This is a genomic window from Flagellimonas cixiensis (assembly GCF_042134615.1).
In the GTDB taxonomy this organism is placed as follows: Bacteria; Bacteroidota; Bacteroidia; order Flavobacteriales; family Flavobacteriaceae; genus Flagellimonas; species Flagellimonas cixiensis.
This window is the reverse complement of record NZ_CP169639.1, coordinates 228,043-250,290: the sequence shown is the minus strand read 5'-3', so window position 1 is coordinate 250,290 and position 22,248 is coordinate 228,043. Positions and strand designations below refer to the sequence as shown.

General features: G+C 38.9%; 13 protein-coding genes and 1 tRNA gene. 3 read left to right on the top strand and 11 right to left on the bottom strand.

The features are described 5' to 3' along the window. Positions 1–85: 85 nt before the first annotated feature. Complete coding sequence (locus ABT310_RS01060) at positions 86–595, top strand: nicotinate-nucleotide adenylyltransferase (RefSeq protein ID WP_375324919.1); 510 nt, start codon at positions 86–88, stop codon at positions 593–595. A 425-nt stretch (positions 596–1,020) separates the two neighbouring features. Further along, a tRNA-Pro gene (locus ABT310_RS01055) sits at positions 1,021–1,094 on the top strand. 292 nt (positions 1,095–1,386) lie between these two features. Here the strand turns inward: ABT310_RS01055 and ABT310_RS01050 are convergent. From ABT310_RS01050 to ABT310_RS01005, 10 genes are all read right to left on the bottom strand, one after another. After that, positions 1,387–2,004: a TetR/AcrR family transcriptional regulator gene (locus ABT310_RS01050; RefSeq protein ID WP_375324918.1), complete on the bottom strand. Its 618-nt coding sequence runs from the start codon at positions 2,002–2,004 to the stop codon at positions 1,387–1,389. A 20-nt stretch (positions 2,005–2,024) separates the two neighbouring features. Beyond that, a complete protein-coding gene (locus ABT310_RS01045) occupies positions 2,025–2,810 on the bottom strand; it encodes a 2OG-Fe(II) oxygenase (RefSeq protein ID WP_375324917.1) in 786 nt (261 codons plus the stop codon). Positions 2,811–3,114: 304 nt separating this feature from the next. After that, positions 3,115–4,515 (bottom strand): amidohydrolase family protein, encoded by a 1,401-nt coding sequence (locus tag ABT310_RS01040; protein ID WP_375324916.1) that lies wholly within the window; start codon positions 4,513–4,515, stop codon positions 3,115–3,117. Continuing rightward, positions 4,508–5,908, bottom strand: coding sequence for an amidohydrolase family protein (locus ABT310_RS01035; protein ID WP_375324915.1), 1,401 nt, complete (start codon positions 5,906–5,908; stop codon positions 4,508–4,510). Before ABT310_RS01035 ends, ABT310_RS01040 begins: the two co-directional genes overlap by 8 nt. Positions 5,909–5,970: 62 nt before the next feature. Continuing rightward, positions 5,971–6,864 carry an alpha/beta hydrolase family protein gene (locus ABT310_RS01030; RefSeq protein WP_375324914.1) on the bottom strand — a complete coding sequence of 298 codons (894 nt, stop codon included), beginning with the start codon at positions 6,862–6,864 and terminating at the stop codon, positions 5,971–5,973. Positions 6,865–7,042: 178 nt separating this feature from the next. After that, positions 7,043–8,434 carry a hypothetical protein gene (locus tag ABT310_RS01025; RefSeq protein WP_375324913.1) on the bottom strand — a complete coding sequence of 464 codons (1,392 nt, stop codon included), beginning with the start codon at positions 8,432–8,434 and terminating at the stop codon, positions 7,043–7,045. Positions 8,435–9,132: 698 nt separating this feature from the next. After that, a complete protein-coding gene (locus tag ABT310_RS01020) occupies positions 9,133–10,029 on the bottom strand; it encodes a GyrI-like domain-containing protein (RefSeq protein ID WP_375324912.1) in 897 nt (298 codons plus the stop codon). 301 nt (positions 10,030–10,330) lie between these two features. After that, entirely contained in the window at positions 10,331–13,630 is a 3,300-nt protein-coding gene (locus ABT310_RS01015; RefSeq protein ID WP_375324911.1) for a VCBS repeat-containing protein, read from the bottom strand. 179 nt (positions 13,631–13,809) lie between these two features. Continuing rightward, complete coding sequence (locus tag ABT310_RS01010) at positions 13,810–15,438, bottom strand: RagB/SusD family nutrient uptake outer membrane protein (RefSeq protein ID WP_375324910.1); 1,629 nt, start codon at positions 15,436–15,438, stop codon at positions 13,810–13,812. Between the two features lie 18 nt (positions 15,439–15,456). Beyond that, on the bottom strand, positions 15,457–18,591 hold the full coding sequence (locus ABT310_RS01005; protein ID WP_375324909.1) for a SusC/RagA family TonB-linked outer membrane protein: 3,135 nt from the start codon (positions 18,589–18,591) through the stop codon (positions 15,457–15,459). A gap of 388 nt (positions 18,592–18,979) precedes the next feature. Between ABT310_RS01005 and ABT310_RS01000 the strand changes: the two genes are divergently transcribed. Beyond that, the gene (locus tag ABT310_RS01000; RefSeq protein ID WP_375324908.1) at positions 18,980–21,994 is read left to right on the top strand and encodes a hypothetical protein; all 3,015 of its coding nucleotides are present in this window, start codon (positions 18,980–18,982) and stop codon (positions 21,992–21,994) included. Between the two features lie 35 nt (positions 21,995–22,029). Here ABT310_RS01000 and ABT310_RS00995 read toward each other — a convergent pair whose 3' ends face one another. Further along, complete coding sequence (locus tag ABT310_RS00995; RefSeq protein WP_375324907.1) at positions 22,030–22,245, bottom strand: hypothetical protein; 216 nt, start codon at positions 22,243–22,245, stop codon at positions 22,030–22,032. Positions 22,246–22,248 lie beyond the last annotated feature (3 nt).

Genomic DNA, 22,248 nt, shown 5'->3' with positions numbered 1-22,248 from the left:
AGATGTATCTTATTTTAGGTTGCTTGTGGATAATGGAGCTCCGATATTCCTTTCGTAAGAGTTTTAACTTAAAAAAACAAAGATCATGAAAAAGCTATTGTTAGTTCTTTTTGTGATGGGAATTGTAGCACCTATGCAATCTCAAATCATTAAGACAGAGGAATTGTCAGAGGTAATTGTGTACGCCACAAATTACAAGTATCTGAATAGCATTGACACTAAAGAGGAGGCATCGCTTCCCGTTGAAATGCTTAGACGTAAAGTAGCAGCTTTTGATGTAAAAAGTTCAGAGTATTATCAAGATGACTATGAAGTTTACCACATCAATTTCTACATTCCAGAAGGAAAGATTTTAGCTGCGTATGACAAAGACGGAAAAATAATCCGTACTGCCGAAAGATTCAAAAACATTAATCTGCCAAGTTCTGTAAAGGCCGCCGTTTTGGAAAGATTTCCAGGTTGGACCATTACAAAAGACACTTACATTACACATTATTATGACAAAAAGGGTGTAAGCAAGAAATATAAGTTGAAATTGGAAAATGGAGACAAAATATTGAGGATTAAGGTGGATGACAAAGGAGATTTTCTTTAGGAAAATTTATTTAAGTTATTCATTTTAAGAACCATAAGACATACAAACTAAATGGAAACGAAAAAGGTAGTGAGAGAATAGGTGGCACTACCTAAAATCTTAAAAATTGTAGGATTAATTATGGCGATTAAAATTGTTGAATTTAAATGAATGGCCCAAAATAGCTTGCTTTTTTGGGCCATATCTTATGTTTAAAGAGGTTTTTGGCTCCGTTATTGAGCCTTCATTACAAGATTAAATTCTATTCATTCAAATCGACGAAAGTTTTAGAAGGTCTAGGTTAAAATCTCACCAAATTTTATATTTTTGCAATCCGTTTTCGGGATGTGGCCCCTCGGCTACGCTCAGGATAAACTGCACCAACGTTTACAATAAAAATGGTGCAAGTCCTAAATCTTCGATGATTGGAAAACGAATTTAATGACCGGGATGTGGCGCAGTCTGGTAGCGTACACGCATGGGGTGCGTGTGGTCGCTGGTTCGAATCCAGTCATCCCGACTTACCTTATTTAAGTAAAATCAAAACACTGTTAATCTCTTGATTTTCAGTGTTTTGTGTTTTAGGCATATCGTTTGAATTCATTTAAATACATCAGAAGTATCTAATTAACATTCATGCAACTGTAAGTGTTTTTTACAGGGGTCATTTCATCATATGGATTACAATCATATGAAAGAAAAGAAGACTTCGATGAATTTTACGTGGTTTCAATAAAATGACGCAATTTTGGGCTGACAAAGAAAAACGTAGTCAAGAAACAAATAGAGTAAACAAGTGTTTTTAATGGTTATCAGTCCGTGCAAGTTCCACCAAAGATAAAATCCGTCAATTGTTTTTCAACTTCGATGGGATTGATTTTATCTTTTGGATCAATGAACAGCGTATAGATCCAACGAAGTGCTGCCATTATAGTTTGAGTTGTAATTTCTACGTCCCTATTCTCAAAATCACCTTGTTCAATTCCATTTTGAATTATCCTTTGGAGGCTTCTTTCATACTTAGTTCTGCCCTCATGAAATTCTTTCAACCTTGATTCCTTCAAATTTCGCCATTCATTCACTACCATGGCTTGCTCATATGGCCGATTCGAGGAAATCTGTATATATGAAGAGATGACCTGTCTTAATTTTTCCTTTGGTGAAAAACTGGATGCAAGGATTTGGCCCATGGAATCAATGAACTCATTCTGAATATCAAAAAGGTGATAATCCAATAGGGACTGTTTTGAATCAATATAGTTATACACATTGCCAACTTCAAAATCAAGTCTTTGTGCAATATCACGCATGGTTGTGGCCTTGAAGCCTTTCTCGTAAATCAGTTTAAGTGTTTCTTCTTGAAAAAAATCTCTTTTGGTTTTTTTATTCATGGTCGTAAAACTAAAACAATCATATAAGATTGAGGTCATTTTGGAAATTTAGACCTTTGCTATGCCAACCTACCATAGAAAGTCATACGAGCAGATTCTGAAAGCGACTTGTTGGGTTCCGTGTTGTAAGCCAATACCACTAACATACGAGTTCTGTCACCTACCGTTGGCGTTACCCTATGAATGGAATTACGCCCGCGAAACAAAGTCAGTGTCCCAGGTTTTGCATTTAAGGTATCGGGCTTTATCTCATTATCGAGGATTTTTTCAGAAAGCTCAAAATTCATTTCACCGCCATCTGCATCACGAACATCCTTAACATATTCAAATTGCCCTCCACCTTTGGGGCTTTGAATCATAAGGGTAATGGCAAAAGAGGAGTTGTCATAATGCCATCCCAGTTGCTGACCCTCACTTGCATAATGAACATTTATGGAAGACAAAGCATCAGCATATTCATAAAGGGCCTTTACTCCTAACACATCGCACAAAAACGATCGGAAAACTTCTGAATCATATAGGGCATGTAAATCGGATCCAGATGGAATCTGATCGGTAGTAATACAGCCTTTTGATGAAATGACCGTTCGATTGCGTATATGATTATCTGGATAACTGTGATCTTTCGGTGAAAGATAGATATTATGATCACTGGAGGTATAGTATGCCAGGTGCATATTATCCTCCCCTTGCTTACGGATGGATTCAACTATTTCAGGTAGCAAGAACCCTTCAAAAGAAAGAGCACCTGCTCTATCCAAAGTTTCTTTGCAATGCTTGCGAAAAGACTTACTGTTCAGATCATATTTTTTAAAATCAACAATCTGAGCTATTTTTTGATCCATTAAAACTATATTTTAAGATTAAGTATAATTCGAATTCAATCTCCATAAAATTACAATAAAATTCATAATTATGAACGTTCATATACTTTATAATGAACATTTGTTCATTGAATAAAAACTAACTCCATACTACAAGATTATAGTTTAAGGTGGCAACATCGGACATAGTATACCTCCTTCGCTGGACAAACTTGAGCAAAACGTCTATTGAAAAAATTGATAAAGAAGACGAACTTGAAAGTTTAAGGTCTATTTTAAACTTATTTTAGTTGGAATAAAGTTGAAAAAAGGCAAATTCTAAGGTTTATTGAGCTATCATGGACGCTTTTAAGGCCGTAAGGTTACTTTGATTATAAATAATATTTCCTTTCAAGACCAAATCTATACTTCCGACATTTTCAATGTTCACAAGAGGATTCTCAGTGAGCATAATTAAATGAGCCACCTTTCCGACTTCAATGCCGCCATAATATTCTTCAAGCCCAAAGAACTTTGGGCCGCTTATGACTGACGTTGATAAAGCCTCCTGAGGAGTGAGTCCTATCTCAACGAGTAATGCCAATTCGCTTTGTAAAGCGGCTCCCGGATAAACATAGGAATTGGATGGGCCACAATCTGATCCAGCCAGAATAGTGATACCAGCTTGAAACATCAGCAGTACAAAGCTTCGTTCCCGAATATCCATATCGTGCATCAATTGTTTTCCTTCACGACTCCTGTTTTGGGCTTGCTTTATTCTTCTTTCATAAGTTTTTTGAATGCCAGGTCCTATCAGGGGCAAAAGGCTATCCACCGTGGGATCCATATCCTCCAATTGCATAAGCACCTGTGATACATATAAAGTCGGGGTGACAAAGAAATCCGCTGATGCCAATTTTGCAATAGCATCGCTAGCTAGATCTTCATCATAGGTTTCAAGAATCTGTGGGAACATACCAAAACCTAAGTTTTTATGCCTTAAGCTATCCCCAATAGGAGAGGCTAAGCTTAGGAAAGAAAAAAGATGTTCAACTCCATCAAGGCCGAATTCAACAGCCTTAAAATGATCTGCGGACAATGGTATATGTCCTGTTACTTTAAGCCCACGATTTTCGCACTCTTTTAAAATGCTATAATACAGTTCCGGAGATAGTGAGCTAGCATAGATTTTTACAAAGTCGACTTTCATGCCTTCCAATGAATCCAAGGCAGGATTTATATCTTCTAACTTGCCGATTGGAATTGATCCGGCCCAAAATGGGTCCGAACCATCTAACTTCGGACCGGATGTGAAAATGTTGGGCCCGGCCAGTTGTCCTTCCTTTATTTCATTTCTCCATTGCAGTACGCTTTGTGAAATATCACCTCCCATATCCCTGACAGTGGTTACTCCTTGGGCAATAAATAGTGGCAACAAGTTTTTATTTTCGTTGATCAAAGAATCACCTCCTCTAAAATGGACATGATTATCCCACAAGCCGGGCATGACAAACTTTTCTTGGGCGTCGATGATTTGGTCAGACTCAAACCTATCAGAGGATGCCATATTGGCCACCAATTGAATTGTGTCTTTGTTGACACCTATCATCTTCCCAGGTAAAACCTTTCCACTCGCTATGTCTATAACCGAAGCGTTGATAATTAGGATTTCAAATTTTTCTTTGGGCTTTGGTTGACAAGCAACCATAAGAATCAAAACAAAACAATAGAGCGGTAATTTATTCATTGTGAATAGGATTCATAACTCCGGATCTCATGACATGGGTTATTGTTCGAAAGTTGGTAATATCAATTGCGGGGTCTTTTTCCAGAATGATAAGGTTAGCGAACTTTCCTTTTTCCAAGGTTCCAAAATCATCAGCTCTATCCATTGCTATGGCACCATTTTGTGTAGCCATCACAATTATGTCTTTAGGTTCAATTCCTGCTTTTTGCATAATTTCCATTTCATCGTATATGGATATTCCATGAAAGGTGCCCGGATTTCCTGCATCTGTTGCCACTGCAACCCGTATTCCGGATTCATGCACTTTTTTCAAGTTGAGCATCATTATAGGTTCGGTTCTATTACATAGATTCTCGAATAAGTTTATACGCTCTTCAAGGTTAAAATCTTTTGGTAGCTTATCTAAATAGTCAGTGCTTGTTTCTAAAAATGTTTTTGCACGAGCATCCATGGCATTATTAATATCATCAAAATTCCGTTTTTCCTTTAATGAATTAAATGCTTCTAAATAACCTCGAGTCACAGTTATTGTTGGTAGGTAGATAATATCATTCTTTAGGGCCAATTGTATAAATTCTTCATCTACCTCTTTATCATCAACACTATGTACAAGAATCTTAGCACCAAGTCGTAACGCTTCTTTTGCTTGGTCTAAACTTGTGGCATGAACAATGAGTTTATTATTTTGGTTTTGGGTTTCATCCGCAACCGCTCGTAAGCTTTTCATAAAAGAGGAGTCCTTTAGCATAACACCCCAAATTTTAATCCCTGTAGCACCTAGTTTACTGTATTGTTTTACTGTTTTCCTTCCCATTTTTGGCGATGACAAATACACCATTTGTTTAGCGTCTGAAGTATTAAAGTAGTCAAGTCGTTTTTCATCAACACCAGAAAGTAATGGTCCTGATGCAGCTATATGAGGTGCTTTATAATTGTTTTCAGCTTCCTTCTGTCGTGAAATGCTCCATAAAAAACCTCCTACGTCATAAACTCCCGTAACACCAGAACGTAAATAGGCATCATAATAAGATTGTGGATTGGTCTTTAAATCATCTTGAAGTTCGTCAAAATCAAAATAGTCTCTAAAATCTACCACGTTTGGTCTTGCATCAAAAAATCCAGTTTGAGCAAAATGAATATGAGAATCTATAAGTCCAGGAGTTACAAATTGCCCAGTAATATCAATTATTTCAGCTGCTTTTGGAATGTTTACCGTTTTATCGCCAATCTCTACTATTGTACCACCTTGGATAATGATTATTCCGTTTTTTATTATGTCGCCTTTTCCAGTATAAATGGTAGCATTTTTTAATACAACCACATCTGTTGGCGTATTTTGAGTGCAACTGCATATAATAACGAGACACATTAAAAAGTAAAATGGTTTTTTCATGTTTTCAAATTATAGCTAACATTCTGGATATGGTGTCTTGGCTGACGATTGGAGACCATGCACTATCCTCCGTGATATTCCATATTTGGTAATTTTTCTTTTCTGATCAGGAAGCGATTGAACCATTCTAGGACATCTATTTGCCTTTCTTCACGGAATTCCGAAATACCATGATCCCCGCCTTCGTATAGAATCAGCCGGTAAGGGACTCGGTATTTACTGAATTCCATGGCCAGTAACAGAGAGTTTTCGGCTCTTACCCGCCAATCAGATGTCCCATGCAAGATCAATATCGGCACATCTTTGGGAAACCGGTCGGCCCATTTAACGGCTGACCTTCTGTTCAGTGCCGCTGTACGGCTAATCTTATAGTCCGGCATCAAATCCGCATAAACATTCAATTCCATTTCCGGCCGGTTCCGACCGTTCAAAAACAGATCTGAAACCGCTCCGCCTACTACCACCGTTTTTATCTTGTCAGTCCTGATCAAGGTCATATAAGACATCATTCCCCCCCGGCTCCAGCCGTACATTCCTACGGACGAGGTATCGATTTCTGGAAAGCTTTGGAGTATATTGATTAGGTTAACTATGTGGTCCACGTCCTCTCCACCAAACTCATCTTTCACTTCGCTATTGCTTTCGTCTTTGTAATTACAGGCTATAACTGCATACCCGCTTTCCACCAACTTGCCAAATTTCCTTGGTACTTGATCTGCTGTGAAAGGGTAGAATTTGGCACTTCCGCCATCATTCCACAAAATCGTCGGATTGTTGGTTGTATTTTCCGGTACGGCCAGATACCCGTTAACTTTTTTATTATTGCTTAAAAATGAGAAATGATAGTACTTGATTCCTTTCGCTTTTGCATAGTCCGATTGGGCGGAATTCAATTCACTTTCGGAAAACTCCCATCGTTCTATTAGTTGATTTTCACTGGTTTGACCGTAAGTCAAACTTATTAGAAAAGTGAAAAAAACAACAGATGACTTAATTCGGGCAACTTGTTTTATTTTTTGGTTCATAAGAATTACCATTTATTAATTTGTCATAATGAAGCACAACGTAATACTACATTCAGTAGGCGAGGAAGCTAGCCTATTGGCCTGTAGGTACTATTAAATAGTGTTTTACCTATTCAGGGGCATTTTGCCATTTATTCCATACCGGACTTAAATCCACACCAGTTGCCTGAGACATTATAGATTCAATCTCATTGTATTTAAATGCTCTTTGATTTTCATTTGACCAACTAAGCAATCCAAGAATAGCATCTTTAAAGGATTTTTTTCCGTTGCTTTGTTTTTGAATATAGGCATCTAGATCATAAGCCATTAAAGCTCCCCTTGAAAAAAGATTTTTCCCTATTCTAAAATCAGAGGCATATTGGGTCGAACCCAAAAGAGATAATTCCTTTAAGGATTTGGTTTTAATAAAATCCGGAGCATTGTCCATGGTGGTCTTCCACCAGTTTAACCTTTCCTCGTTAGGGAGGATTTCTTGGAAAGAAACATACCATATAAATCCTTCATTTAACCAGATTGTCTCTATCAGGGGTGCCACCTGCCATGCAAATGGGCGGTATCCTTCCCCCCAGGACCTTATTGGAACCCACGAATGTCCCATATGATGTATGATGGTTCCCAAATCTCTATTGGGATAAAATTCCTTTGAAATATCCCGGTGCGCCGTCATGCTATTTAGATGTTCCATATTAAAACCATAGTCATGTCTCTCTGAAATTGGTGTTAAAAACTCATAAACTAAGGTGTAATGCGGCATAGGAACGTATCCGAAATAATCAGCCAGTTTCTGTAGCGATACTAAGCCTGTATTTCCAATGCCTTCTAAATTAATGGTTGTCTCACTCTCACTAAAGGCCACTACAAATAAAGGAATTTGTGCTTCTTCAACACGAATCACCTGGACTCCCTCACCTAAGAGGTACTGAGCATCAACTAATTCGGCATAGTTCTCTACCTCAAAATTATCCATCCCATATTTTCTTTTGGTGTCGGGCCGGAGAGTACTAAAAATGGGCCATGAAGAATCGGTTTTGATGGTTAGATTGATTGCTTCGGTTTCAAGGCCTTCAATAAATCCGAACGCGGAATACCCAAACAATCCAAGATAGTCTTCTCTGGCTTTGGAACTCGAAGAGGCATCCAATAAATCAATTTCCATTTTTTGTATGTCGACGGTATAACTCACTTTATTCAAAAGCTCATTATTTTCTCCAAACGTAAAGAAGCTTCCGTCCCCTATCATCCCTGATAATTGCTTTCCTGTAGTGGTATAACCGATAACATTATCAACAAAGGCCATATAGTTGGTCAGAATATAAGTTCCCGGGGCACTTCTTGGAATTACCAGTTTAGCATCTTTAGTTGCCAATGAATCAAAATTTATTTCAACGACAGCCTTTTTCGAGCTTGTTTTATAGTTTAGAAAATAGGAAACCTTATGCTGAGCACATAAAGAGGTGTTAACTATTATGATGGAAAATAAAATTATAATTCTATTCATGTTGTAAATGTTGTGTAACGTCAAGTGGATATGGCGAGTTGCGTTGCGAACTTGTCAGCAAAAGCAATGGTAGCCCTTAGATGCAAAATGCATCTATTGCACAAGTTAGGTAAAAAAGTCCCTGATAATCATTAAAGTATGGAAAATCGCCCAACCTTTAAATATGCAGGGGAAATGAAGTGCCAAGAAATGCGGTTCGCATCAAGTTTCAAAATCTATTTATATTAAGAAGTGCATTCTATTTTAATATGTAAAGCTGAAAACCAACAGCATAAATATTTATATCTATCGATAATTAAACAAATGAGATTTATGTTCAAAAGTTGTTTTTTGATTTCCGTGTTCTTAACGGGAATATCTTCAAGATAAAATGTTTAAAATAACGATATTCAATTGAATAGAATTTGGTTGATGATTCAGCCATCCTGGTGAACCACTATATTGGTGGTGTCAAAGCATTGTCAACTAACTGATGGACAGTGCTTTTTGTTTTTAATGTTTTCATTTGAATTCAATTGACCCCTTATAAAAGAGGCAGGGTTCGGTGAATTAATAGCATGAAAACAAGTGAAGGCTCCATGGTCTCACCGCTAATTATTTTTGGGAGAAGAAAAGGCGATTACCGCGCAAAACAATAAAGGCCGTTGTCTGGAACATGGCGAACTTATAATGGACTCCATATGTACTATCTAATCTGTTTATTCGGATTCCTTGATGGGCAAATAGACCTCTGTTTTCCATTTTAAATCATTGCCACCCATATTGGGGTTATTGATAAACACCTCTATGGGTTTTCTTTCCACCGGGATATTGTGCTTTTCAGCATAGTTTAAGAGGGCATACCAGGCTCTGTCCGAAATAATATAATTACCATTGAACACCGCTTTTAACGTTCTTTTATCAAAAATTCTCTTGTATTTTATGTCCGGATGATTGGGTAGTTTTTCGGAACGAATAATTGGGTAACAAAAGTTAAAGGACAAACTATCTGCTTTTAAATCCCAATCTACCACCTCAATAAAGGGAGGGCCGTTCAGTTGTACTTCATTTTCGAATAAAATGGAATTTAGAAAAGAGTGATTTGCCATCATTCCCTCAGCTTTACGCTCTGGAGCAGATTTTAGTGGAACACATGCACAAAAAGTGGAGAAAAGGTTGTCCTCTTCAATAATGGAAACTTTAAAACTTTTTATGTGCTCTTCCAAGTATTGATTGAAATCAAGCAACATTTTTCGCGAACCTTTTTCAAAATCGGTATCCATAAAGGGCACTTTGATTTTGTTCATAAATGAATGGTCACGGTCCTTAATGTTCACCTCAACTTCGCTCAATGAATCATGAATAGGGATAATATTCCATTCATATATGTGGACAGAGTCATTGAAAACAAGGGTTTGTTTAAAATCCTTGAGACTGTTGTACTCAATCAAAGAAGAACTGTCCAAGGTCTTGTTCCAAGCCTTAACAGTTTCATAAATGGTGCCTGGAATTGCCTTTGCCTTAAAACTGACTTGATAGTCCTGTGGCTTTAGGAAAAGATACCAAAACAGCACAATGATGATAAAAGAAAGGACTGCAATAAAGATTTTTCTCATATTCAAACCCAAAAATAATGTATTATTTATTGACGATATCAGGTTAGTTCACACTTAATTTGACCAATTGCCATTGAGTCAATTTCAAGACCTGTTCATACCTTGAACAATATCTTTTGTTTTGGAATAGATTGTTTCTAGTAGTTCCATAGGTTACTTTTTTAAGCATTTTCCAACAAGCTTTTGGTTTGAAAAATGTCATTTTCGTTTAAACAGATAATATTAGCAAATCACATTTCTTAGTAATACCCAGTTGTAAACAATACACTCGAAAAATCATAGGAAGGGGCTGGTTAAAACCTCAATTTATTTGCTGCTTTTTGATTAAAAAAATGGGAGCATCGTTGTTTAAGGTAATGATGAATTTTTCATCTCCATTCCCATTTATTTTTCCAATCTTTCTGGCAGCTCCAGAAATGTTTAAATTTTGTTTCCAGCCTAAATGGCCCTGCTCATCACTCTGTAACAAAAGTCCATGTGAAGCATCCAATCGACCAAGTTGTGTACTTATCTCAAAATTATTTCCCACCATCAGCACTTCATTTATTCTTTCTTTATCAGTTTTTTCCAAAAAGATGTCATTGACGGTGGACGATTGGACCATTAGGGGCAATTCCCTTGGTGAAAAGTGGCCATTTCCATCGTTTTCAAAATAGGATGTTTTCAATAAGTACACATGCTTTTTAACGGCCTGACTCAATTTTTCCTTCCCGAAGAGCTCTTCTAAAGAGGCTTTTGCAAAGTCTTTATAAAAAAGAAACTTTTTGTTCAAAAAAGGCATTTGTTTAACCAGTTCGTCCTTAGAGGAAAAAACAGTTTCCTTGTCCCCATGAAAATAGGTCACTACGGTTTCTATAGAGCCATTTCCATCAAAATCATTGATGTAGAGGGTAATGGGTCTTTCAACCGAAGCGTTGAACTTTGTATTTAAGCCCCAGTTTCCGGCCAGAATATCTTGATCACCATCATTGTCCAAATCACCTAATTTTATACAGTTCCACCAGCCGTTTGTCTTTTCAAGACCATTGTTTTCCTGCTTGATGAGTTGCTTCCCATTGTTCAAAAAAACAGTAATCGGGGTCCAATGTCCGGAAACCACCAAATCTACAAATCCGTTATTGTCCAAATCGGTCCAAACAAAATCCTTAACATTTCCGATGGTCTCAAAATCTGGTGAAAATGTCGTGGTGATTTCAGTGAAATTTGCATTTCCATCATTCTTGAAGATATATTGCTTGGGAGTTTCCCCGAATTTGGTGGGAACTGCATTGGATGTGATACAAACATCCAGGTCCCCATCATTGTCCACATCTACAGCACCTACTTTGGAGGCATTGATTTCCACATCGGCGAACTGATCGTTAATCTTGGCAAACGTTCCATTTTCATTACGATATAATCTGGGAACTAGAGGATTGCCCTTGGTAAACTCGTTACCACCACTGACTACCAAAAGATCAAGGTCTCCATCGTTATCGGCATCAAAAAGTACATGGTCAATATCCTCATTGAGGGCATCCAACTCAAAAAGTTTTTCTTGTTGCGGTGTAAAACTGCCATTTTTATCCTGTAGGAAAAGTGCAGAAGCTTGCCTTTTCCCCCCGCTGATAAAGATGTCGTCCAATCCATCATTATCAACATCACCCACTGAAATGGATGGTCCCTCGTTGGAGTACGAAAATGGCACCAAAGCATTTCGGTCGAAATCAAGAGATAGCAGTTCTTGATGCGTAAAGTCCAACTTTTGAAAGGGGGCCGAAAATAAGGACTCACCTTGTTTAGGGTTGTTGTTGTAATAGCTGCCAGTGGCATCCTCAAAGGATAATGTTAAGGTTCTATTTGCTGATACATTGTGCAGGGTCTGGTATTTTCCACCTGGCCATACAATTTGGATAGAATCAATAATACTGTCTTTCCCAATGCCAAAATTTAAACTATTGTCCTTGGCAGAAAGGAATCCGCGCGTGGCTATATTTTCCTGGACCGCCTTCTTGGTCTTTTGAAAAACGATGACCTTGGCGCCAATGCCAAACAGGTTCTTGGGCGGTCCATCGAATTTTATTTTGATGGAATTTCCCTTGTCGAGGGTGTTTTCCAAAATATAGGCCTCTTCATTTACATTGTTGACCACCAAATCCAGGTCCCCATCGTTATCAAGGTCTGCATAGGCACATCCATTGCTGTATGAAGCCTTTTTTTGGCTCCAAGTAGCAGTCACATTGGAGAATGTTATCCCGCCATTGTTTTTATAGAAATAGTTCGGAACCTTCTTACTGGGTAGACGATCAATTAGGCCCATATCCTTGTCGGACAAACCATTCTCTATATTTTTTTGGATGTGTTCATTGGAGATGTAATTGATAAAGTCCATATCATTGGTCACCCCTTGAATACCATTTGAGATGAACAAATCTTTAAAACCGTCATTGTCAAAATCGGCAAACAGTGCGCCCCACGACCATTCGGTGGCCTCAATTCCACTTAAGTTGGCAATTTCTCCAAAATGTTGCCCATCCAAATTAAGGTGGAGAGTGTTTTGCATAAACTGGGGGGCATATCCATTTTTAAGATATTGCTGATATACAGGGTAGGGGTACTCCAGCCCCGAAGTTTTGTAGGTTTCCAGATCTTCAGGAAGCATGTCAAGAGATAGAATGTCGGCCAGTCCATCATTGTTGACGTCGGCGATATCATTGCCCATGGAGAAATGGGTGGTATGTCCCATTTTTGTATCATCCTGCGATATGGCTTCTTTGAAGGTGCCATCTTTCTGGTTGATGTAGAGGTAATCATTTTCATAAAAGTCGTTCCCTACATAAATGTCCGGATAGCCATCGTTGTTAATATCACTTATGGCCAAGCCAAGTCCGTAGCCTATGGTTCCCTGAAAAATGCAGGCTTGTTTGGAGATATCTACAAAATTTCCATCATCGTTTCGGTAGAGTATATCCCCCGACATTGAGTCAACCATTTTCCGTTTTGTCCCTTTTCCGTAAGCGCTGTTTAAGTTTACGGAGTGGTTCAACAGGTACATATCCAAATCCCCATCGAGATCATAGTCAAAAAAAGCGGCCTGTGTAGAATACCCGCTAAAATCCAAACCATAGTTTTGGGCTTCTTCCTTAAAGGTGGGTACTCCATTTTTGTCCATGCCTTGGTTGATATAGAGTAAATTTCGACCTCTAATCTGTCCATGGTTTCCCACTTTGCATATATAGATGTCCAACAACCCATCATTGTTGATGTCCACATGGGTCACCCCGGTTGTCCATCCCGAGTCATTTTTGATGTTTGCAGCTTCTGTGATATCCTCAAACTTGAACTGACCTTTGTTCAAATACAGTTTGTCCTCTCCTTGATTTGAAGTAAAGTACAGGTCTATAAGATTATCACCGTTAAAATCGCCTGCAGCAACACCGGCACCGTTATAGAAATAGAGATAGTTAAGGATATTTAGTTCTGGGGTGGGGTTGAGAGTGTTTGAAAAAGTAATCCCTGTCTTGGTAGATTTTTTTAGGACAAAAAGTGTATTGGAACTATGTTCCGAACAGCTTACCATCATTAAGATAATACCGAAAATAAACCAATATGATCTTTTCATTTCATTCATCTAAAATGGAAAACAAGTTAACCATTTCCATTAGAATTGGGAAGATGGCAAAGGTTAACAATTGCCTAGCAATTGTATAATAATTGTTTAATAGGTGCTTGATGAAATGGAAAAGGCCGCCAAAATGGCGGCCTTTTCAAAATATTAAAACAGCCTAAACTTTGAATTGTTTAATACCCTGGGTTTTGGGACAAATTAGGATTGGCCAATAATTGTGGCAGTGGAATTGGAAAAAGAAGCCTTTTTGTATTCTCAATTTCTGCTGTGCCCTTAAATTCCCAATCTCTCAAATATTCTCCAAAACGAATCAAATCGTTACGTCTCCAATTTTCGGTATAAAGTTCCCTAGCCCGCTCATCTAAAATATCGCTCTCCCCAACGCTTACCAATGGTGTTGCTCCTCGGATAGCACGAAGTTGATTGATCAGTGCTGTTGGATCTTGCCCTGAACGGAATTGAGCTTCCGCCTTCATAAGAAGGGCATCTGCCCAACGGAAAATTACCTTGTGTTGTGTGGTCTGACCAAATCTAGGGTTGTACTTAATGATTCTAATACCAGTACGTTCACTGTTATTGATAAGGTTTTTATCTCCGGTTCCATCCACAAAATCTCTTCCAAATTTCAAGTCATTACCTTGTCTATCTGTAAGTTTGGTACCATCTAAATCATATTGTTGATTAATCAGGAAACCAAAACCTACATTGGAACCAAATTCATAGCCTGAAACTTCGGTTGTTCCTTCCCTATTTGTAAACGGAAGTCCCTCTGGAGGTACACCACCTCTTCTTTCTTCCTGTCCATCCAAAGGCGTTAAATCAGTCTCGACTCTATTACTTTCTGAGTCACCCTCGAATAAATCATAGTATTCCGCCAAAGTACTGAAACCGTTCCAGCCACCACCTCCGGCCAAACCGAATGAATTTAAGTGTAAGGGTGCATAAATCATATTTTGAACATTGGATTCTGTAATCCAGATGGTCTCACTATCTGCAGACTTTTTGAAAATTTCAAAATAGTCATCATGAAGTGCAAAGCCATCAGCCTCTATTTGATCTACCAATGAAACAACAGCGGCCATATCAGCGGAATCAGGTGTGCCACCACCACCATTCAATTGATTCAAATAAACGTGCTTGTTCAACAGAATTTTTGCTTTTAAGAATCTAGCAGCTGCTTTACTGGGCTCAACTAAATCATCCCCTGAATTTGCAGGAGTGGTCGGTAAACTTGAAATGCACTCATCCAAGTCTGAAATAATAAAGTCAACAGCTGCTTGCCCTGTCAATACTTCGGGGACGGAATTTGAAGGCAAAGATGTGTCCCTGAAAGGTACTTGTCCATAAAGATCTAAGGTCACGAACATACTATATGCTCTTAAGAAGCGAGCTTGTGCAATAACATCTGCTGGAGCATTACTTCTTTCGTCCATGATCTGTGAAGCCAGTAATTGGCTTGAGGTCCATTGCTCAAAAGGGGTAATCACATCCGAGTCTTCAAGACCCCATTCATGTTGGTGCAATTTTCTCCATCGACCATTATCGCCCCAATCGGCCCCTCTGGTAGGAATCAATTGTGCATCTGTGGTCACCTCATTCAAGGCATAGGTGTTGGCCTGGTCAGATAGGTAGCCTCTAACATTGCCATATAGTGCTTCAAGCGATGAGGTAGGGTTCTCAAGGCCTTGGAAACCTTCTGAAATAAAGGAGTCCGTTTCCTCAATTTCCAAATTGGTACAAGCGGCTACGGCAAGTACCCCGAGGAAAGTAAGTAAATGAATTTTAAATTTATTTATTTTCATGATTCAAACAATTTTTATTTAAAAGGATGCATTTATTCCAAAAGTGATTGTCATTGGATTGGGAAAGTTCATAAAATCAATTCCCCTTGTAGGTAATTCAGCAGCATTTAAATTACCTGTATTGGCAGTTACTTCTGGGTCAGGACCACTGTAATCGGTTATTAAGAATAAGTTTTGTCCTGTTAATGAGAGTCTTAGACTTTTGAATGCTCCTTCTCCTGAAAGAGGTACATTGTAACCAAGAGTTGCATTTTGCATACGTACAAAATCACCTTTTTCCAAGAATCTTGAAGAAACCGCAGTTGAGGCACCTGGGTCTTCACCAAGTGAAAGAACATCTTTGGTGACATTTCTGGCGGTACCCAATTGCCCTGCATTAAAGAACGAGTTTGCCGTGTTGTTGTAAACAGAGAAACCAAACTGACCTGAGAAATATGCTGAGAAATCCCAGTTCTTGACATTAAGGTTTAATGAAAGTCCACTTGTTACATCTGGAAGGGCATCTTCACCAACCCAAGTTTTATCAACATCGGGATCTCCTACGCCATTTCCATCTACATCAGTATAGATTGGATTTCCTGTGCTGTCAAATCCTTCAAAGATTGCCATGTAGTAAGAAAATAGGGAGTATCCGGCTTCAAAACGCTGCGCAAAGGCACCAGTAAGTCCAGGTCCATTAATTGGTCCTGAATTGATTGCTCCTGCAAAATCCTGAATTTCGTTTTTGTTGTATGAAATATTAAAACTTGCTGAGAAATTCACATCCTGCTGTTGAATAAAATCATAGGCCAAAGCAAATTCAATACCTTGGTTAATTACACTGGCATCAACATTGGAAAACTGGAAAGGTGTTGTGGAAGGAAATGCGGGAGGAGTCCTTAATAAAAGGTCTTGGGTATCTCTATAATATAAATCAATACTACCATTTAACCTATCACTATTGAATCCAAAATCCAAACCAACGTTAAAATCCAATGTGGTTTCCCATTTAAGGCTGGGTTCATCAGTGGCCACAATGGCCAAACCATTTTGTTGTATTTCGGCAGAATTGTTGATACCTATACCTCCAAAACGTTGTCTGGCAACATAGTTTCCATAACCCAAACCACTTTGGTTACCGGTAATCCCCGAACTTAAACGCAATTTTAAGGTGGAAATGTTATCCCCAATAAAATCTTCCTCTCCGATCTGCCAAGCAAAGGCTCCTGAAGGGAAATAACCATAAGCATTGTCTGGACCAAAGCGTGAGGAACCATCTGCCCGCATCGTTCCGGTAAACAAATACTTACCGGCATAACTATAATTTATCCTTCCGAAGAAAGATTGAAGCTCATCAGTATTATCAAAAGTTTCTACTGCAATGGCAGTGATGGGCCTGTCAAAACTATATGGAAGATTATCGGTTTTTGATTCAGGGAATAAACGGTTGACAAATAAATCCGTTGTATTGGCCGCATAATAGAACTGTTGGAACGAACCGTCTATTGATGCTTGTGCCGCATTGACAGTGTTTACCAAATCATCACCCATTGCGTTTAACTCTGTGGTTCTAAATCCTCTACCCTGAGCATTTCTGCCAAGTGATCTAAAGTCTTGGAAGGCATAACCTACAATGACATCTAAATTTGAATTGTTAAATTCTTTAGCATAATTCAAAGTAGCTTCCAAAGTTTTGTTTTCACGGTCGAGTGTATAGTATGTTCCGTACCCTAATCCTGTAATTCCTTGATAATTAAGAATGTCTGAACTTAATACGGATACGTTCTCACTTTCGGATTTATCGTAGCCAAGGTTGATTTTACCAGTAATTTCTGGTGTAATCTTGTATTCGGCCGATGCATTTAAAAGAACCCTATCTGTATTGGTAATATTCTGAGATTCAGTTAACATGTTGATTGGGTTTCTAGAAATACTACCCTCTGGCTGAAATCTGGGATTATTGGGCCATGTTGGATTTCCAGAATAGGAGGCACCCAAGATGTCACCTTCTACCCCTGCGGTAGAGTTGATCGGTGGCTGGGATTTATTAACCCTTGATATTGAAGATTGTAAGTTAACGGTAAGTTTATCCTCTAAGAATCTTTGGCTCCAGTTTAGTCTTCCAGTAATTCTCTCGAAATCAGATTTCTCAATAATACCGAATTGTTTTTGATAACCGAAGGTAGCCCTAACATTACCTGAACCGTAGTTGTTCGAATAAGCTAAATTGTTATTTGTTGAGGCTGTGGTCCTAAAAATAACTTCTTGCCAATCTGTGTTGGCACCAAAATCATTGGCTACAGGATCTCCTCCATAATCGGGGAGAGCGGTCAAGTATTCGTTCCGGTCAAGAAGGTCATATTCCCTAACTGGAGTTGCAATACTTAGATTGGATGAAAATTCCCAAACGCCACCAGCGGAACCTTTACCGCTTTTGGTGGTAATTATCACTACGCCATTGGCACCACGTGAACCATAAATGGCCGTTGCAGAAGCATCTTTTAAGATACTGATGCTCTCAATATCGTTGGGATTCAAGAAGTTTAGCGGGTTACCAACCTGACCTGAACCGGTACCACCTGCATTGGAACCTACTGCTTCTGTGCTTTGTCCAAATAAAGGAACACCATCAACCACAAAAAGTGGGTTGTTGTTCGCCCTAACAGAGTTAGCACCTCTAATATTTATTTGAATGCCTGCACCTGGCTCTCCAGTAGTCTGTTGGATGTTGACACCTGCAGTTTTACCTTGTATCAATTGCTCAGGTGAGGTAATTACACCCCCATTAAAATCTTCGGAAGTAACTGCGGCCACTGAACCGGTTGCATCTTTCACGGTGGTCTGTCCATATCCGATAATTACCACTTCGTCCAACGCCTGGGCATCTTCCTCCATTGTAATGCTGATGGTGGATTGACCATTTACGGCAACTTCAATGGATTTGTACCCAATATAACTGAATACTAATACATCGGATTCACTAACGTTGTTCAAGGCATAATTACCATCAAAATCGGTCTGCGTACCATTGGTTGTTCCTTTAACCAATACGCTTGCTCCCGGAAGTGGTCCGTTAGCATCCGAAACAGTACCAGATACTGTCTGAGCTTTTGCCAAACCGATACATAAAAATGTACCAATCAGCAAAAGACTTCTAACTAGCGTAATCTTCATAAAAATGTAAGTTTTGTTAATTTTTGTTAAACATATAAAAAAAATGTAAATAATACATTTATTCAACAGAAAAAATAAAAAAAGAATACATTCTAAGTTTAAGAATTGTGATATTGATATTTTTGGTGGAGAATTAGGTTTATTGAATGGGAGGGATGGCTCTTTAGTCTGGCCACAACGCTTTTTTTTATTTGCATTATCACAGATTGGTCCATTATGTCGAAAACAAATAACATATTTTAAATATTAATGGATTTCTGCTATTAAAGCCTTGGAATGTGCCAATTACTTCATGCTCTATTATAAAGATTGCAAAACCGTACCAATCAATTTTAATTTGGGTAAGTATTTAGTAGATTTGGAGGAAACCAAACTACATAACTAACTCATGAAACTTCAACTGCAATTTTATCAATTTCTATTATCATTTTTTATAACGATAGGGGCATTGGCCCAAGACTTCGAGGCCCTGCAATACCGAACAATAGGACCTTCAAGGGGAGGTCGTGTTACCACAGTAACTGGAACCCCTGCTTTGCCGGGAACCTTTTATTTGGGTGCATCTGGTGGTGGCGTATGGAAAACAGACGATTATGGAACCACATGGAACAATGTTTCCGACGGTTTTTTTAAAACCCCATCTATTGGTGCCATCGAGGTGGCGTTGGACGACCCAAACATTGTTTATATAGGAACAGGTTCTGACGGAATCCGTAGTAACATCATCGAAGGTAAAGGAATGTACAAGTCCATCGACGGTGGTGAAACTTGGGAACATATCGGTCTTGAAAATGTTGGACAGATTGGAGCTGTTGAAATTGACCCCACCAACAATAATATTGTTTGGGTGGCCGCCATTGGAAATGCATTCAAATCGAACGAAGACCGGGGTATTTATAAAACTACGGATGGAGGAGCTACTTGGGAAAAAGTATTGTTTGTTTCCGACGAAGTAGGTTTTGCCGATTTAGAATTATTGCCTGGCAACCCAAACGTGGTTTATGCTGCCGCTTGGAAAGCAAGAAGGACCCCTTGGACTATCGATTCAGGTGGTGAAAATAAAGATGGTGGAATTTACAAATCCGTAAATGGTGGTAAAGATTGGACCAAATTAAAAGAAGGCTTGCCGACTGGTCTTATTGGTAAAATTGATTTGGCCGTTTCTGCAGTTGATTCTAAGATTCTTTATGCAGTGATAGAGGCACCAGGTGATGATAGAGGACTTTACAAGTCGGTAGACCAAGGAAAATCCTTTTCACACGTATCTGATGATGAAAGATTGGTAAATAGACCATTTTACTATACAAACATTGAGCTGGATCCAACCAATCCAGACATCATTTTCTCCAATGCCAACCCATTGATAAAATCCATTGATGGAGGAAAAACATGGAAGCGTATGAGTGTGCCCCATGGTGATAACCACGATATTTGGTTGAATCCGAACAACCCTGATTTATTGATTCAGTGTAATGATGGAGGGGCAAACGTTTCCCATAATGGAGGTGAAACTTGGTCTACGCAATTCAATCAACCTACAGCAGAAATTTATCAAGTAGCAGTGGATGACCAATACCCTTATTGGGTTTATGGCGCACAGCAAGACAACTCAACCATTGCCATTCCGAGTTCGGCACCAACGGCTTCAAATCCTGCAAACGGAAGTGTGATGATGAGTGTTGGTGGTTGTGAAACTGGTCCTGCAATTCCAATGCCCGGAAATCATTATTTGGTATACAATAACTGTAAGGGACGTTTTAGTGTGTACAGTAAAAAAACGGGAATTAGCCGTGAATACTCCATTGGGGCGACTAATATTTATGGACACAATCCCAAAGATTTAAAATATAGGTTCCAACGTGTGGCACCGATTCATGTGTCGCCATGGAATCCAGAGGTAGTGTACATGGGTTCCCAATTTTTGCACAAAACCAAGAACGGCGGAAAAGTGTGGGAAATCATCTCTCCAGATTTAACGGCCAATGAACCGGATAAGCAGGTAATTTCAGGAAATCCGATTACAAGGGATATTACTGGTGAGGAATATTACAGCACGTTGTACTCCATTCGCGAGTCGAAAATCACTCAAGGCTTGATTTGGACCGGTTCCAACGATGGTGTTATATCCGTGACCAAGGATGGAGGTGAAACTTGGGAAACCGTAACTCCGAAAAAACTGCCAAAAGGTGGACGTGTAGAATCGGTAGAGCCTTCACAATTTGACCCTGCAACGGCCTATATTGCAGTAGACCGACATTTGTTGGGCGACCCAACGCCATATTTATATAAGACCAATGATTATGGAAAAAGTTGGACATTGATCAGTACAGAATCCAATGGAATACCATCGGATCATGTAACTAGGGTGCTTCGTGAAGACCCGGTTCGCAAAGGGCTCTTGTATGCAGGAACTGAATACGGCATGTTCGTGTCTTTTGATGATGGAAAAACATGGAAAGAATTCCAACAAAACCTTCCCGTAACTCCTATAACCGACATTATCCTGTTCAGGGGTGATTTGATTTTGAGCACCATGGGTCGTGGTTTCTGGATTTTGGACAATATTTCTGCATTGCAGGATGAAAATATTTCAAGTTTGGGAGATACTCCTGTTCTTTTTAAACCAGATAATACCATTCGCTACAGAACGCCTTGGTACGGAAGTGATTACCCAAATTATCCTGCAACTAGTGTGACCATTGATTATTATTTGCCAGAGGAAACCAAAGATGGCGTAGCCTTGGAGATATTGAACAGTAGCAATGAAATAGTGGCGAAAATTGTAAGCGATTCCACCCAAATGAAATCAACCACTGAAAAAGTGGAGGATATGGGCTTGAGCATGACTTTTGTGTACATCGATAAAAAGTTGGAAACCAAAAAAGGACTCAATCGATTTGAATGGAACTTAAGAGCCAAAGGCGCTTGGGCCAAAAATAAGAACAGGCGTTATAGAAATGGACCAATGGTGCCTCCAGGAAGTTACAGAGCAAAATTGACCGTTGGAAACCAATCTTTTGAAAAGCCTTTTGAAATAGTGATTGACCCAAGATTGGCGGAAGATGGTGTTACTCAAGCCGATATTGTGGAACAACAGGCATTGCATGGAAAAGTAATGGATTTACTTTCGGAAGCACGTCAGTATCAGGATAAATTGGAAACAGAAATCAAGAAATTAAAAAAGAGCAAGATCGGCGATGCCAAATTGGAAGCCTACGAGTCTGCCCTTAAACAATTGAAGAATGAAGAAGGGGCATATCCACAAAATATGATGGTGTCCCAAATTTCATACCTATATAATATAATGGGTAGCAGTGATAAAGTGCTCGGTCAAGAAGAAAAAGACCGTTACCAAGAACTGTTGACCCAGTTCAACGAATTAAAACAAAAAACAGGTCTTTAATAGTATAAGCCCCCTTTTAAAAGGGGGCTTTTTCTTTATTGGAGTTCTTCACACCTAAAACCTTGACTTTTTAAGAGTGAAGTGATTCTTGGAGCATTCAGGTTTTGGGATTCCACTCGAAGAATGTTGTCGCAATCCTCAAGGTCAAAATTCCAGCACCCATTCTGGTCAATAATTCCGTTTAACGAAGCACGAAGTTTTTTCACCTCACCCTTTCGTTGTACAGAAGTTTTAAATACGTGTACTCTCATTTC